Source organism: Pyrobaculum sp., assembly GCF_049971835.1.
Taxonomy (GTDB): domain Archaea; phylum Thermoproteota; class Thermoprotei; order Thermoproteales; family Thermoproteaceae; genus Pyrobaculum.
The window spans coordinates 1-11,092 of sequence record NZ_JBMFKV010000061.1 but is presented as its reverse complement, the minus strand read 5'-3'; the positions used below and the strand labels follow the sequence as shown (position 1 = coordinate 11,092).

Genomic DNA, 11,092 nt, shown 5'->3' with positions numbered 1-11,092 from the left:
CTCCTCTTCGCTCTCTCCCACTCCCTCCTCTCAACCTCGGCGCCTTTTACATACACCTTCATGCGTGAACTGCCCCTTCTTTATATATCGCCAGTGTGTGGTTCAACATATTTTTTGCAGAATACCGTTTGACAGTTAGCCAGCGCGCTTCTATAACCGCTGTGTATATAAACCTGTGCGTTTTTCAAGGCATGCAGAAGCAGAAGCTGAGGTTCTACGACATAAAGGCGAAGAAGGTGTTCGAAACCGACAGCTACGAGGTTGTTGAGAAGAGCACTGCGAGGGGCCCAATGCTCTTCGCGGTGGCCAGCTCGCCGTTCACTGGCGTCAAGGTGTACAGGCTACTTGGCAGGAAGAAGTAGGGGGGAAAAACCCCTCTTTTTTCAGCTCTGGGTTTTCGCGGCTATGTACCACTCCGCCAGTATGGCAACCGCGATTATTACGCCTAGGATAGACACTACAAGCGACACGTAGTAGTTGCCAGCCTCCCCCGCCCACCTCGACAGATCCGACCACCAGGGGAGCTCCGCCCTCGCTCCCATGTACCTAGTCATGTTCTTCATCAAGGAGGAGAATACGGAGGCCAGCGCGCCGCCTAGGAAGATGCCGACAACAGCCAGGATGAGGCCGGTGCCGAAGGTGGCTGGCCTTGATGCGGACATGTGGTAAATATGCGCGTCTGTTTAAAAGGCTATCCGGAGAGGATCTCGCCCATCCACTGTATGAACTTGTACACGCCGAGAGCAGCCATGAGGGAGAGCGCGGTGTAGATGGCGAATGCAACCGCGTCGAAGGAAATGGCGTCGTGCGCCTGCTTGTAGTAATCAGACATGCCGCCCACCTTTGCGATCTGTATGGCCAGCGCCGAGAGGAAGGAGAATATGTACGCGGTGATCGTCACGGCGGCTAGGGTTAGGAAGATCGCCAGAATCCTCATGCTCTGGCCTTCGCAGTAACAGCCACTGGCTCCCTCAGCTTCAGCCTCTCGGCGAACCTGCGTATCTCGGCGGCCACCTCCTGCGGCACCCTCCCCACGTGCTTCTTCATGAGAGCGATGAGGTAGATGGCCCTCGCCCTCGCCAGATCCGGCGTCATCGGTATGATTCTGCAGGAGTGATCGTACGTCCAGCCCCTCCTCAGATCGCGTTCTATCTGCGCCAGGTACCACATGTAGTTGTAAGGCGTCACGCCGTACACGTCGCAACCCAGCCTCTCGTTGACGCAGTAGCAAGAGGAGGGCCCTGCGTAGATGTTCCTCCTCGCGGGCATATACACCATGGGGTGTAGGTTAAAAAATCTGTCGCGAGACTGAGCGCTTCAACACTGTTTAGGCCCCCCGCCAGGGTAGAGAGATTCTATGAGCTTCCTCAGGCGGCATTCGGTCGGCATGAATCCGTGTAGTAGGTACAGCGCAATCTCCGACCACGGATTGTCCCGCCTGGCGATCAGCCTCAGCTCCTTCTTCGCCCCGCCACACAAGATAAAGACAAGGGCGCACCGCTCAGGCGAGTAGCACCTCTTCCTGCACCTTATCCTGTAGAGCTCCCTCAGCCCCCTCCGTATCTCTTCAAACTCCTCAAGGCCCAGGTGCTTCGCTATCACCCTCATTTCGTTCAGCAACACAATCTCCTCGCGGGTGTTCTTCACCCGCCTCAAAAGCTCCTTAGCCCTGCGGTACGCTTCGAGGAGGCACGCGTCGATCTCTTGGGTAGATCTTATCCTGTACCCCCTCCTCAGCCACGCCGCCGCCTCGAGGCAGTCCCGCGCCTTGACTGGCCAGATGATGTAGGAGAGGAGCCTCCTCCAGCGGTTCATACCCCATCGTAGTAGCGCGCCATCTCGGCAATGAGGTTGACGTCTTCAAGCCACACCTGTAGGTTTGTTGCCAGACATTCGGCGTAGGTCTCTCTCCTCGGCGGCCCGAACCACAGCGATACAAACTGGACGCCGGGATCGTGCGTATCGATCGGCTCCATACACTCATCTACGCGGATTGCCCACGCAACCGCCGCCTCGTGGGGCTCCACGTCCAAGTACTTCCCGTGCCTCTCAGCCAGCCGCTTGTATATACGCCAGAAGGCCCACCAGCTCCGCACCACATCCAGCCTCCGCGGCCGCGTCGACACGCGCCACAAGAACCGCGGGATGTACCTACCCCCGCGGCGCAGGATCATACAGACACGTCTAGTCTGCACCCATCCTCACCGCAGATCAGCTCCGCTCCGCAGTCGTACTCGCGCCACCGCTCGTCCGCACACACCGCCTCGAGATACGCACTGCATCCGTATTCATCACACTTGGCGCGCTCAGCGATGTAGGCGAGCGCTTTGCGGCACATTGGGTTGGCTAGACACGTAGCGAGCCTGGCAAGGCTCATAGCTCCGTCTTATCGGCGTCCACCACCTTTTCCAGAGAGGGATCTGTGGCGAATGACATCTTTACGTTACCGCTGTATATCTCCACAAGACAGCCATCCTTATCGCAACCAACGACGAAGAGATCGATCTTGTTTATGTACCAGCATATCACGTCAAACTCCTCGCCTCTGAACTTTGCACACCCGCTTGCTATGTTCTTGTACACCTTCTCGATCACCTCCTCCCTATTCATAGCCACTCTGGCCACTGGATTTCCCCCCGCGGGAGGGGCGGAGGCGTGTAGAACATCGGCGGTAGCACGACTATGAAATATCCGTGGCTATCCACCTCCCTAATCCACACCGCGTCTCCTATCCCGTACGATTCGTAGAATCTGTCAGGTAGCGAGGCCTCGCTCTCTGGCAAGTCGCGAGGTTCAACGACAGCGACGCCGCGCCCGCGTCTTGAGAACCTCCTCACCGTCATCACCACACAATGCCGAGCGCCTTCCTCAGCTTCATAGCCATATCTCTGACAGTGTACTTGTTGATGCCGAGCACGGCGGCTACGTCGCTCCTCCTCACGACCCCTGGGTCGCCAACCGCCAGGTAGTACAGAGCCGCTGCGATAGTCTTGGGGCTCCTCCCCTGGTACACCCTCTTGTCGAGCCTCTCAAACAGCTCTAATGCTTTAGAGAGGGCGCCCGCTCCGAGGGCGCTCTCCAGGCGCCGCAGGTATACGGAGACTGCGTCGCGGTACAGCGTATAGCGCTTGACTGGCAACTCAACGACGACGCGGCGCGCGGGCGGCCGCGCCGGCTCTACATACACAGCGAACCCCAGAATCGACCCGCAGCTCCTGCACACATACTCCCCACTATCCTCCACGACGTCTCTAGACCCGCAGAAGGGACACGACTCGGGATACACGTCTACGTACTTCTGCCTCGCGGGCCTAGGCTCAAATCTATACTCGGTCATACCCCCTCCCACCAGCACCTCTCCTCGTCGCACACCAATCTTCTGCCACTGGCCTCCAAGAGGCACTCGCCAGTGACGATGCATCTAGTGTTTCTAACCACGTACTCCACGAGGCGGTTGAGCGCTGGCCTCTCATGCTTCATACCCAGCAACTGATCCACCACCCTTCTAATCTCCTCGTAGCTCATACCCTCCCCTCTTCTCCGCTCTCCTCCTCATACACCTCGCCCCACGCCTCGGGGAAGTCCCTCTCAGCCCAGACGGTGAAGCCCTTCACCTTCCGCATCTTGACCTTCTCCGATACCCTCTTCAATAATTCATTAATTATCTCGTCTGTGCTTTCCAACACCGTGTCAACACGGCGCTTCCACTGTTTGTCCTTTGGATCCCACTTGAACCCCAGCTCTTTTAACACACTCCGCAACTGATACGCCAGTCCGCCATACACCCAGATGTAGCCACCGTCAGATGATTCTTTGATCACCAGCCTTCTCTTCTTCTCGGTGCTCATAGCCATATCACAACTCATCCTTGTAGCAGTACTCCTCTCCATATTCCGTGGCACATATTAGATTTGGCTCTATATCAATGCGATCTGCGTCAGGGTGCAGATACCTCATGATATCTCTAACATCGTCGAAGTACCTAATCTCATAGAGAGCGTTCTCGTTTTGTTTATTATCGTAGAATACACACGCCCAGATACCGTCTCTACAACGCAAACACGTATCATAATCGCTTAAATAGATGAGCGGCTTGGCGTACGTCATATCCCCACCACCTCGACGTCGTCGTACTTCGATACAATGTGTATTTTCACCGTAGCTTCTAGTATATCATTGGGAAAGTCAGTGACACAGTCGAAGCTCTCGCGGTCCTCGAAGCTCCAGCACAGCAGACCGCCGCTCCGATCTAGTATCTCCAACTCGCCATTGTCGCCATCATATATGATAATGTACTTTTCTGCGGCCGCGGCGGCCATAATGGCGGCGGCGTACCTGCTTTTGGCGGAGCCGCGCTCTACGGCTTTCGCCGCCAGCTCCCTGAACCACTCCTTCAGCGTGATCACGGCTCCACCTCTATCTTCCTGGTGAGGAGCCTTTTCGCGTAGTCTACAAGCTCACCGTCGTTTATAATGACTATGACGCCGCCGCGCTTCGTCGCCTGGTACTCCAGCTTCTTCACGCGGACGCCGCTGATCCTCACCACCCGGCCCTCCTCCACGGCCCTCTTCAGCTCCTCGAGCTTTTTGATAAGGATCTCGTCACTCATCGTCATGTTTAATCTCATCGCATAGCAGTATCATTTCGTGATCTGTTGTTTTTACATATATCACCCGATATCCGATGATCACCGACACATGTGAGTCACTTACTTGGTCTTCAACGCCCCTGGACGCGTAGTCGAACGGTGTGTATATTGCGACGTGGCTACCCTCAACAGTGATTGCGGCGACGGGGCGCGCGCACCACCTGGAAGCGCGTATGTAGTTCATCAACCTGTCTGTCACGCTAGTCGTGACCCTAACAGCGGCGTTTTTGGCTAGCACATCAGCCAGCTCTCTGTAGTTCATAGGTACCACACCAGGTACTTCTTTAGGCTTCTCACGAGGAGCACTATATCGTCGCGCCGTGGCGTGTAGACGGCCCCGCAGTACCCCTTGAAATGTGGCTCCAACCCCTCGGCTTTCAGCATTTTCTCAGCCGCGCTAGAGACGCAGTACGCCTCGACTTTCTCCAAGATCATCCTAACTACATCGCCGCTTGGTATCTTTACTATGTAGACATACCCCTCATATGGCATGACATCTTCCCACCTCTCCATGATCACAAACCTGCCAGACTCCCTCTCTACGACGTTAGCAATCTTCTTTACAAGCTCCTCGGCGGATACATCTATCTCATCCCACCCGCGGCAGTACTCATAAGCGTTCCACCACGGCACCGATATCTTTACGCTACACGTCATAGGTACCACAGCGCTAAGAACTCTAGATCATCTGGCTTGACGTCTTTAACGTCACCACCTGTCCTACTCCTTAGCCGAATCACCAGCGCAACGTCGCCAGGCTTCGGCGCATACATACCCCTATTGTATGCTATTTCTCTACCTGTCAGAGAAGCCAGCAGCCTCGCCGTAGCTTCATGCCCTATGAAGCTCTTTATATCATTTGCTCTCCGCAACACCTCAACTGCTGTGGATACATCTAGCTTTTGTATGAACATGAACCCCTCATATGGCACAGCAGCGTTCAACAAGACCACGCCGCGGTTAGCTACTTCCCTCACAAACTCCTCACGGCTGATCGCGGCTGTGCCCCACCCAGCTATGTAGCCACTTCCATCTACCTTCCACTGAGGTATGTATATGGGGGCCTCCCGGGAAGCCGCGGCCTGGCCCCCTTCGGCCGCGGCCTTGTTTTTGTTCTCACTCATGTGAGAGAGAAAATTGGGGATTTATAAATGTTTCGCTCCTTGAGAAAGAAAAGGAAGAAGAAAAAGAGAGAAAAAGAGGGAGGAGCTAAAAAAGCAGGAGTAGGTTTCCCACGTCTTTTTCGCTGTACTGTTTCGAGAATAATAGCTCCAACTTCTTTTGATCCCATCCCGCCCACGCCACGAAGTCGCCAACCAACTCGCTATCAGCGAAGACGCACTTCGCGCGGCGGGGATTGAATGTGTTGGGATATTTGAACAGGAAAGATGTGGTCTTTCGGTATTCAAACCCGCAGTCGTCTTTTACTCTTATCAACGAAATCTGTAGTACAACCCCCTCTTTGGTTCCGAACTTCGAGATGTATATATAGCTCTCTCTATTTACATTGTAACGGAGCTTGGCGTAGTAAGAGGAGGGTATGAACATCTGGGTTGGCTTCACAAACCTGTTGGCCTTTATATCGACTAGGAGTGCAAAGCTCCACAGCGGTTTACCGCTGTACTTGTTCTCTATTTCCACCTCACACAGTTCTGTTACCGAGCCGAGCACCTGTGTTGTTTTCTCACTCATGAGTGAGAGAAAACTGTGGGTTTATAAATGTTTCGTCTCTGAAAAGAGAAGGAGAGAAAAGACGGGAAAAAGGAGGCTATTGCAGGAGCCGCAGAATTTTTCTCCTACAAAGCTCCTCCAGAACTCTGGAGAAAGACGGGTAGAGCAGAATGTAGTCGCCTTTATCCTCAATCCCGTACGGCCACAGAATTCTTGGAATCTGCCCAATATCGCCGCCAACTAGCTCGTTTAATTTGCTCCTCTTCACCGCCACGTACCCCTCCTCCCTAAGCCTCTTGATAATATCGCTGAATTTCCTCGCCAGCTCTATTATCAGTGGGCTCGTCATGCCAACACTCTGATCTCGCCTTTCTTCAGTAGAACTTCCCAAGCTTCTGCGGTGTCGGCCAGGAAGACGAGTCCATACGCGAGGCAACCGAACCTCTCGCCATACTCGTCGTATAACGACACAGCAACCCCACAACGATCATATACGCCACCCCTATCCGCCCAGTATGAATATTTCATCCAGAGCGTTCTTTCGCTTAATGTGGGACATCTGCTCTTTATTGCGGCGGCTAGCATTTCGCTGAATTTCGACTCGCCTGCCATCACCACACCCTCGCTGAGGAGCTTTTCTCTCAACTTCCTGCATTCCTGTAGCATAATTTCCGGAAAATCACACTCGTCTATTATGTCTTGCGCGGCGGTCATGGCTCATCGAATGAGTAATATGCTTTCGAGCCTTCTATTACCATCCATATCGTAAACTCCTCATTAGTCGGCGCGGCTATCTTGTACTGTATTTTCGTATTGTCAACCACGTGCTCATCAATCTTGAACCCCGCGGCTCTGGCCAGCTTCAGCGCCTCCCTCGCAGCACTCCACTCCTCGCCCCTGGTGCTCAGCTTTTTGCGCAGGTACTCCTCAATCACTGCCTCAGCTTCATAGAAGTAGATTAGGTACAGTATCTCATTATTGACGTCGCGTGTTATATCGTAGTCGGCGAATACGTACACATCGCCGTTGGTCTCTTCATCTGTATACACTCTATACTTCGACAGCGCATCTAGCACGTGCTCGTAAATCTCTCTCTCCAGGCGGGCTTTCACTGCGTCTCTTATGAAGCCGCTGTCTATTCCCTCTACTGCTCTCTCTATCTTTTCATCTATTTTGTACACTTTTTCGAGAAGGCCCCACAGCGCCTCGTTCACGTAGTAGTCGCCAACTATGACGCTCTTTTCGCGCAACACCACCAGCGCCGCGACCTGCCTCGCCAGCTTCTCTACGTCAAGGATGGCTTCCTGGCTCTTGGCGGCGCTCATATTTCTACTTCTGTCCCCCGCTGTCATGGCACAGCTCAAATCTGTATTCTACATACCAAAGCGGATCGTAACCAATCGCATATACGCAACCATCTACGTTGTAGTACACCGACGTGCTGTTGCCCGTCGGCGCGGCTATTTTGTACTCTAAAGTTCCATCGCCGCGCTTGATCGTTTCGACGCCGAACCCCGCCTCTGCGGCGCGGCTCAAGAGCTCCTTCGCCGCGCTCCAGTTGCGATCATATTTCTCCCTCACCTTATCTGTGACGTACTTCTCTATTACACGCGCCAAATTTTCCCACCAATCTTCATTATTTGCATAGAGCAACACGGTGCGCGCCGCTTCAATGAAATCTCTGTTGAGACTTCTAACGATGTCAACCGCGGCGTCGGGCACAATTATGTACAGAGCGTGTAGCCCCTCGCCAACCGCATACTTCTCCATGTGCTTAAGTATCTCTTCAGTTCCAAACGGCGTGATAAATTCACCTAACGCATGAACTATTTCTGTTATCGCCAGCGTTAAGTCGAACCTATCCAACACGATGTTTTTCTCGCCCATCATCGCCAGCGCCAGCGCCTTCTTAGCTATCTTCTCCACGTCTAACGCGGGAGCGCTGTTCTGTTGCTGGGCCGTATTGTTATTTCTCTCGGTCACCATGGCTCCTTGAGAAGCTCGTAGAGCTCTTTGCTTTTCTCGCCAAGCAGATCTTTTACGGCGGATAGCCATCTATCCAACGCGTAGGGGTTGAACAACCCGGCTTGTTTCAACTCCGTGAAGGCGCATTTGGCTATCTCGTAATTCTCCTCGACGCTGTTAGTCGAGTGGACGAGCCAGCCTCTTTTCGCCACGCCATTCAGCGCTCTGTACAATACAATACTGCTAGCTATGGTCCGGCCGTTGTACCTCCGCACGCCGAGGAACACAGCCCTTTTGCCAGCTCTCATATATATCACCACCTTTCCGTTATAGAACTCTACGCTTATCTCATCATCTCCGTACACAGCAACAGCACCTCTACATATTTCGTCCGGGCGCATGATGACGCTGGGGGAGCACGTCTTCACTTCAGCGCGCCACACATACCTACCATTAGCGTCCTCCCCTGCGTAGTACCACACCCTGGCATTCCTCCACTTCTTTGTTTGACAGTGGGGCTGTTCTGTTGCCAGGCCAGCCCCCATGCCCGCCCCGGCCGCCTCCGCGGCGGCCACTTGTGTTTTGTTTTCGTTTTCCATGAGAGAGAGAAAATTCCAGACTTATATAGGTTTCGTTCAACTGTTGTCGACAATATTTTTGACATGTGGCTAAATCGTAATCATACGTAACAGTTATATATATGGCAGTACTTACCTACATGACCGCCGAAGCGGAGAAGGATTACGTAGAGGTGTATCTCATACGGTTCAACCTGCCGAACCACCGCGGCGAGGGGGGCGAGGTGTACAGGGCGCTGAACTCGGCGAACAAGACTGTGTACCATCACGCGCACAGGCTGTTCTTCCACCACCCGGTCCTCCACTTCCTCTCCTTCGAGCCGCCATACGAACAACTCCGGTGGCTCATGCAGAAGCACCGGGAGATGATCGCCAGCGCCGTCGAGAAGAGCGAGGAGCTCAAGGCCAAGCTCGCCGAGCCCTTCTCCTACGTCTACAGATTCATCCTCGACAGAGACGCCTACTGCCGGCTTGTGAAAGAGCTCCTCGTAGCGTACGATAGAATATACGAGGCGAAGTTGCTCGGCAGAGGCGGCTACTCAAAGTTCATGATCTCCGTTGCAAAAGCCAAGATAGAGCAACTGGCGAAGATACTAGAGAGGTGCGGAGGTAGTCTATAGATATCGCGCCAGTGTGGCCAGCTCCTCTACCGACGCCTCGCCGTCGACAAATCGCCGCATTGCGTGATCTTGCCTAATTTCGGCGACCGCCGCTCACGGATTTTATGGCCTAAAGAAGGAATGAAGAAAAAAGGAGAGGGATCAAGCGCGGGTTCCAGCCCATCCCCCTCGCCCCCCGCACGGGGCTCACCGGGGATGGAGGCCCCAGCGGACACTACATCACAATTTTTGAAAAAATTATTTTGTTCCAGCTCTAAGTTTTATGTATGTCTGTAGCAGTTCCAGTAGCTTGATGTAAAGATCGGCCTCGTTTTGGAATTCAATCATATACTTTCTACATTCTGCGTCGCCGCTCTCTATCAAGCTTGGCGAACATTTCCGTATCAACACATCTATACTCTGACATAATCGTGTCAGACGCTTTATTATATCGTTAAATAAGTAGCTATCCATATCCTACGGTTCGCATGCAAATGCTCTTGTATGGTATTCAATAATGTCCTCTCCACGCATGGTTGGCCCAAGCGCAAACTCCGGTAAATACGGATTTGTTGTCAGGAACATCATATGTAAATTATTGTCACCAATTGCCAACACTATTTTACACAATTTGTCTCTATAGCGCAGAACGACATCTTTTGAAACTTTGCCAGGCTCATACTCGTCAGGTGCAAACTCGTCTGTCTTAAGCCGGATAACCAAATAATCATGAAGCGGGTTGTCAACAAGCTGGCCTAGATTACCACAACCACCTCCGCAGATTCCCTTTCTAATCAGTGCCAGTAACATAATTTAACAGAACGGGAACCTTGCGTATTCACAGAGCTTCTCTATGATTTCGAGAAGCCTTATTGGTCTCGCAAACGGTACATCGCTTGTGATTGCAATAAAGTATAGATCGTCGCTGTAGGCGTCTACCGATATATCACCGCCATTGTGAGTATTGATATAAATCATTAATCTATCGTTTTCCTTCCTACTTCCATCCACTACTAGATCCCCCCTCCAGTTATATAGCTTGAAGTAACCATAGTGGGGGTAGACATATAGCTTCCACTTATTCCGCTTCTCGAACACCACTGTGTCACTATTGATCCATATCCCTACATTCCACGGATATGTAGATTTGTCACTTGACTCGACAAAGCTCCTCAATGTATTGTATACTTGTCTTGATACGTTGTGTATCTCCAAATTCCTAACTGGCTTTAGTATTTCTAGTTTGATCTGTTCCGTTGTTTGGTTTTGGGATTCGGATGGGATCGTTTGGGTTTTGGGTTCGGTGTTCATGACAGTGAGAACCTGGAAGTTTATAACAGTGATGTTCGACTAGTGTCGGTATTACTTTCGGCTTTTTGCGAAATCTATAATGACTTTGCGGCCGCCACTGCATATATAGACTACTGTGATCTATACATGTCTTTTCGAAGTGGTTTCTATGTGGAATTAGGTTTCTGTCCTATGTGGAACTAGCTTCTGCCAAGAAACTGGATTGTCGTGACACCGGTTTTCTCTCAGTAGTAGAATTTGGTTTTTTGCAACACTGAGTTCTTTGTAGAGATCGATTCTGGTTTTTTGTGGAATCTGTTTTCAAAACGAAATCATTGCTT

At 52.3% G+C, this 11,092-nt stretch carries 27 protein-coding genes; 2 read left to right on the top strand and 25 right to left on the bottom strand.

All coding sequences use genetic code 11. The features are described 5' to 3' along the window. Nucleotides 1-191 precede the first annotated feature (191 nt). Nucleotides 192-362 (top strand): DNA-binding protein CC1, encoded by a 171-nt coding sequence (gene cc1, locus ACP5J3_RS06920; RefSeq protein WP_428495011.1) that lies wholly within the window; start codon nt 192-194, stop codon nt 360-362. A gap of 21 nt (nt 363-383) precedes the next feature. On the opposite strand, the gene ACP5J3_RS06915 is transcribed toward cc1, so the two are convergent. From ACP5J3_RS06915 to ACP5J3_RS06805, 23 genes are all read right to left on the bottom strand, one after another. Further along, nucleotides 384-662 (bottom strand): hypothetical protein, encoded by a 279-nt coding sequence (locus ACP5J3_RS06915; RefSeq protein ID WP_428495010.1) that lies wholly within the window; start codon nt 660-662, stop codon nt 384-386. 29 nt (nt 663-691) lie between these two features. Next, the gene (locus ACP5J3_RS06910) at nt 692-937 is read right to left on the bottom strand and encodes a hypothetical protein (RefSeq protein ID WP_428495009.1); all 246 of its coding nucleotides are present in this window, start codon (nt 935-937) and stop codon (nt 692-694) included. Then, entirely contained in the window at nt 934-1,269 is a 336-nt protein-coding gene (locus ACP5J3_RS06905; protein WP_428495008.1) for a hypothetical protein, read from the bottom strand. The genes ACP5J3_RS06910 and ACP5J3_RS06905 overlap by 4 nt, the downstream gene beginning before the upstream one ends. Before the next feature lie 48 nt (nt 1,270-1,317). After that, nucleotides 1,318-1,815 (bottom strand): hypothetical protein, encoded by a 498-nt coding sequence (locus ACP5J3_RS06900; RefSeq protein WP_428495007.1) that lies wholly within the window; start codon nt 1,813-1,815, stop codon nt 1,318-1,320. Next, on the bottom strand, nt 1,812-2,174 hold the full coding sequence (locus tag ACP5J3_RS06895) for a hypothetical protein (RefSeq protein ID WP_428495006.1): 363 nt from the start codon (nt 2,172-2,174) through the stop codon (nt 1,812-1,814). The genes ACP5J3_RS06900 and ACP5J3_RS06895 overlap by 4 nt, the downstream gene beginning before the upstream one ends. Continuing rightward, on the bottom strand, nt 2,171-2,377 hold the full coding sequence (locus ACP5J3_RS06890) for a hypothetical protein (RefSeq protein ID WP_428495005.1): 207 nt from the start codon (nt 2,375-2,377) through the stop codon (nt 2,171-2,173). The genes ACP5J3_RS06895 and ACP5J3_RS06890 overlap by 4 nt, the downstream gene beginning before the upstream one ends. Then, complete coding sequence (locus ACP5J3_RS06885; RefSeq protein ID WP_428495004.1) at nt 2,374-2,610, bottom strand: hypothetical protein; 237 nt, start codon at nt 2,608-2,610, stop codon at nt 2,374-2,376. Before ACP5J3_RS06885 ends, ACP5J3_RS06890 begins: the two co-directional genes overlap by 4 nt. Further along, nucleotides 2,607-2,849, bottom strand: a complete 243-nt coding sequence (locus ACP5J3_RS06880; RefSeq protein WP_428495003.1) for a hypothetical protein — start codon at nt 2,847-2,849, stop codon at nt 2,607-2,609. The genes ACP5J3_RS06885 and ACP5J3_RS06880 overlap by 4 nt, the downstream gene beginning before the upstream one ends. Continuing rightward, on the bottom strand, nt 2,843-3,337 hold the full coding sequence (locus tag ACP5J3_RS06875) for a TFIIB-type zinc ribbon-containing protein (protein ID WP_428495002.1): 495 nt from the start codon (nt 3,335-3,337) through the stop codon (nt 2,843-2,845). Before ACP5J3_RS06875 ends, ACP5J3_RS06880 begins: the two co-directional genes overlap by 7 nt. After that, nucleotides 3,334-3,525, bottom strand: a complete 192-nt coding sequence (locus tag ACP5J3_RS06870) for a hypothetical protein (protein ID WP_428495001.1) — start codon at nt 3,523-3,525, stop codon at nt 3,334-3,336. The genes ACP5J3_RS06875 and ACP5J3_RS06870 overlap by 4 nt, the downstream gene beginning before the upstream one ends. Further along, nucleotides 3,522-3,848: a hypothetical protein gene (locus tag ACP5J3_RS06865; protein ID WP_428495000.1), complete on the bottom strand. Its 327-nt coding sequence runs from the start codon at nt 3,846-3,848 to the stop codon at nt 3,522-3,524. Before ACP5J3_RS06865 ends, ACP5J3_RS06870 begins: the two co-directional genes overlap by 4 nt. Nucleotides 3,849-3,855: 7 nt before the next feature. Further along, nucleotides 3,856-4,107, bottom strand: coding sequence for a hypothetical protein (locus tag ACP5J3_RS06860; RefSeq protein WP_428494999.1), 252 nt, complete (start codon nt 4,105-4,107; stop codon nt 3,856-3,858). Continuing rightward, nucleotides 4,104-4,406 carry a hypothetical protein gene (locus ACP5J3_RS06855; RefSeq protein ID WP_428494998.1) on the bottom strand — a complete coding sequence of 101 codons (303 nt, stop codon included), beginning with the start codon at nt 4,404-4,406 and terminating at the stop codon, nt 4,104-4,106. Before ACP5J3_RS06855 ends, ACP5J3_RS06860 begins: the two co-directional genes overlap by 4 nt. Continuing rightward, nucleotides 4,403-4,609, bottom strand: a complete 207-nt coding sequence (locus ACP5J3_RS06850) for a hypothetical protein (RefSeq protein WP_428494997.1) — start codon at nt 4,607-4,609, stop codon at nt 4,403-4,405. The genes ACP5J3_RS06855 and ACP5J3_RS06850 overlap by 4 nt, the downstream gene beginning before the upstream one ends. Beyond that, complete coding sequence (locus ACP5J3_RS06845) at nt 4,602-4,910, bottom strand: hypothetical protein (protein WP_428494996.1); 309 nt, start codon at nt 4,908-4,910, stop codon at nt 4,602-4,604. Before ACP5J3_RS06845 ends, ACP5J3_RS06850 begins: the two co-directional genes overlap by 8 nt. Further along, nucleotides 4,907-5,305 carry a hypothetical protein gene (locus ACP5J3_RS06840; protein WP_428494995.1) on the bottom strand — a complete coding sequence of 133 codons (399 nt, stop codon included), beginning with the start codon at nt 5,303-5,305 and terminating at the stop codon, nt 4,907-4,909. The genes ACP5J3_RS06845 and ACP5J3_RS06840 overlap by 4 nt, the downstream gene beginning before the upstream one ends. Continuing rightward, entirely contained in the window at nt 5,302-5,772 is a 471-nt protein-coding gene (locus ACP5J3_RS06835) for an STIV orfB116 family protein (protein WP_428494994.1), read from the bottom strand. Before ACP5J3_RS06835 ends, ACP5J3_RS06840 begins: the two co-directional genes overlap by 4 nt. A gap of 85 nt (nt 5,773-5,857) precedes the next feature. Then, nucleotides 5,858-6,340 (bottom strand): hypothetical protein, encoded by a 483-nt coding sequence (locus ACP5J3_RS06830; protein ID WP_428494993.1) that lies wholly within the window; start codon nt 6,338-6,340, stop codon nt 5,858-5,860. 76 nt (nt 6,341-6,416) lie between these two features. Continuing rightward, entirely contained in the window at nt 6,417-6,668 is a 252-nt protein-coding gene (locus tag ACP5J3_RS06825; protein ID WP_428494992.1) for a hypothetical protein, read from the bottom strand. Further along, complete coding sequence (locus ACP5J3_RS06820) at nt 6,665-6,985, bottom strand: hypothetical protein (RefSeq protein ID WP_428494991.1); 321 nt, start codon at nt 6,983-6,985, stop codon at nt 6,665-6,667. The genes ACP5J3_RS06825 and ACP5J3_RS06820 overlap by 4 nt, the downstream gene beginning before the upstream one ends. Nucleotides 6,986-7,029: 44 nt before the next feature. After that, nucleotides 7,030-7,644 (bottom strand): hypothetical protein, encoded by a 615-nt coding sequence (locus ACP5J3_RS06815; RefSeq protein ID WP_428494990.1) that lies wholly within the window; start codon nt 7,642-7,644, stop codon nt 7,030-7,032. A gap of 4 nt (nt 7,645-7,648) precedes the next feature. After that, nucleotides 7,649-8,305 carry a hypothetical protein gene (locus ACP5J3_RS06810; protein WP_428494989.1) on the bottom strand — a complete coding sequence of 219 codons (657 nt, stop codon included), beginning with the start codon at nt 8,303-8,305 and terminating at the stop codon, nt 7,649-7,651. After that, nucleotides 8,299-8,883, bottom strand: a complete 585-nt coding sequence (locus tag ACP5J3_RS06805; RefSeq protein ID WP_428494988.1) for a hypothetical protein — start codon at nt 8,881-8,883, stop codon at nt 8,299-8,301. Before ACP5J3_RS06805 ends, ACP5J3_RS06810 begins: the two co-directional genes overlap by 7 nt. Before the next feature lie 119 nt (nt 8,884-9,002). Here ACP5J3_RS06805 and ACP5J3_RS06800 point away from each other — a divergent pair, with 119 nt between their 5' ends. After that, on the top strand, nt 9,003-9,482 hold the full coding sequence (locus ACP5J3_RS06800) for a hypothetical protein (protein ID WP_428494987.1): 480 nt from the start codon (nt 9,003-9,005) through the stop codon (nt 9,480-9,482). A 456-nt stretch (nt 9,483-9,938) separates the two neighbouring features. On the opposite strand, the gene ACP5J3_RS06795 is transcribed toward ACP5J3_RS06800, so the two are convergent. Both ACP5J3_RS06795 and ACP5J3_RS06790 read right to left on the bottom strand, forming a co-directional pair. Further along, complete coding sequence (locus ACP5J3_RS06795) at nt 9,939-10,271, bottom strand: hypothetical protein (RefSeq protein WP_428494986.1); 333 nt, start codon at nt 10,269-10,271, stop codon at nt 9,939-9,941. Nucleotides 10,272-10,274: 3 nt separating this feature from the next. Further along, nucleotides 10,275-10,772: a hypothetical protein gene (locus ACP5J3_RS06790; RefSeq protein ID WP_428494985.1), complete on the bottom strand. Its 498-nt coding sequence runs from the start codon at nt 10,770-10,772 to the stop codon at nt 10,275-10,277. Nucleotides 10,773-11,092 lie beyond the last annotated feature (320 nt).

Bases quoted from the DNA above. Each gene is read 5' to 3' on its own strand.
- ACP5J3_RS06835 (WP_428494994.1), bottom strand. From the start codon at position 5,772: ATGAGTGAGAACAAAAACAAGGCCGCGGCCGAAGGGGGCCAGGCCGCG.
- ACP5J3_RS06860 (WP_428494999.1), bottom strand. From the start codon at position 4,107: ATGACGTACGCCAAGCCGCTCATCTATTTAAGCGATTATGATACGTGT.
- ACP5J3_RS06870 (WP_428495001.1), bottom strand. From the start codon at position 3,525: ATGAGCTACGAGGAGATTAGAAGGGTGGTGGATCAGTTGCTGGGTATG.
- ACP5J3_RS06900 (WP_428495007.1), bottom strand. From the start codon at position 1,815: ATGAACCGCTGGAGGAGGCTCCTCTCCTACATCATCTGGCCAGTCAAG.
- ACP5J3_RS06800 (WP_428494987.1), top strand. From the start codon at position 9,003: ATGACCGCCGAAGCGGAGAAGGATTACGTAGAGGTGTATCTCATACGG.
- ACP5J3_RS06830 (WP_428494993.1), bottom strand. From the start codon at position 6,340: ATGAGTGAGAAAACAACACAGGTGCTCGGCTCGGTAACAGAACTGTGT.
- ACP5J3_RS06890 (WP_428495005.1), bottom strand. From the start codon at position 2,377: ATGAGCCTTGCCAGGCTCGCTACGTGTCTAGCCAACCCAATGTGCCGC.
- ACP5J3_RS06910 (WP_428495009.1), bottom strand. From the start codon at position 937: ATGAGGATTCTGGCGATCTTCCTAACCCTAGCCGCCGTGACGATCACC.
- ACP5J3_RS06915 (WP_428495010.1), bottom strand. From the start codon at position 662: ATGTCCGCATCAAGGCCAGCCACCTTCGGCACCGGCCTCATCCTGGCT.
- ACP5J3_RS06865 (WP_428495000.1), bottom strand. From the start codon at position 3,848: ATGAGCACCGAGAAGAAGAGAAGGCTGGTGATCAAAGAATCATCTGAC.
- ACP5J3_RS06895 (WP_428495006.1), bottom strand. From the start codon at position 2,174: ATGATCCTGCGCCGCGGGGGTAGGTACATCCCGCGGTTCTTGTGGCGC.
- ACP5J3_RS06850 (WP_428494997.1), bottom strand. From the start codon at position 4,609: ATGAGTGACGAGATCCTTATCAAAAAGCTCGAGGAGCTGAAGAGGGCC.
- ACP5J3_RS06840 (WP_428494995.1), bottom strand. From the start codon at position 5,305: ATGACGTGTAGCGTAAAGATATCGGTGCCGTGGTGGAACGCTTATGAG.
- ACP5J3_RS06905 (WP_428495008.1), bottom strand. From the start codon at position 1,269: ATGCCCGCGAGGAGGAACATCTACGCAGGGCCCTCCTCTTGCTACTGC.
- ACP5J3_RS06790 (WP_428494985.1), bottom strand. From the start codon at position 10,772: ATGAACACCGAACCCAAAACCCAAACGATCCCATCCGAATCCCAAAAC.
- ACP5J3_RS06795 (WP_428494986.1), bottom strand. From the start codon at position 10,271: ATGTTACTGGCACTGATTAGAAAGGGAATCTGCGGAGGTGGTTGTGGT.
- ACP5J3_RS06805 (WP_428494988.1), bottom strand. From the start codon at position 8,883: ATGGAAAACGAAAACAAAACACAAGTGGCCGCCGCGGAGGCGGCCGGG.
- ACP5J3_RS06845 (WP_428494996.1), bottom strand. From the start codon at position 4,910: ATGAACTACAGAGAGCTGGCTGATGTGCTAGCCAAAAACGCCGCTGTT.
- cc1 (WP_428495011.1), top strand. From the start codon at position 192: ATGCAGAAGCAGAAGCTGAGGTTCTACGACATAAAGGCGAAGAAGGTG.
- ACP5J3_RS06875 (WP_428495002.1), bottom strand. From the start codon at position 3,337: ATGACCGAGTATAGATTTGAGCCTAGGCCCGCGAGGCAGAAGTACGTA.
- ACP5J3_RS06815 (WP_428494990.1), bottom strand. From the start codon at position 7,644: ATGAGCGCCGCCAAGAGCCAGGAAGCCATCCTTGACGTAGAGAAGCTG.
- ACP5J3_RS06885 (WP_428495004.1), bottom strand. From the start codon at position 2,610: ATGAATAGGGAGGAGGTGATCGAGAAGGTGTACAAGAACATAGCAAGC.
- ACP5J3_RS06810 (WP_428494989.1), bottom strand. From the start codon at position 8,305: ATGGTGACCGAGAGAAATAACAATACGGCCCAGCAACAGAACAGCGCT.
- ACP5J3_RS06820 (WP_428494991.1), bottom strand. From the start codon at position 6,985: ATGCTACAGGAATGCAGGAAGTTGAGAGAAAAGCTCCTCAGCGAGGGT.
- ACP5J3_RS06825 (WP_428494992.1), bottom strand. From the start codon at position 6,668: ATGACGAGCCCACTGATAATAGAGCTGGCGAGGAAATTCAGCGATATT.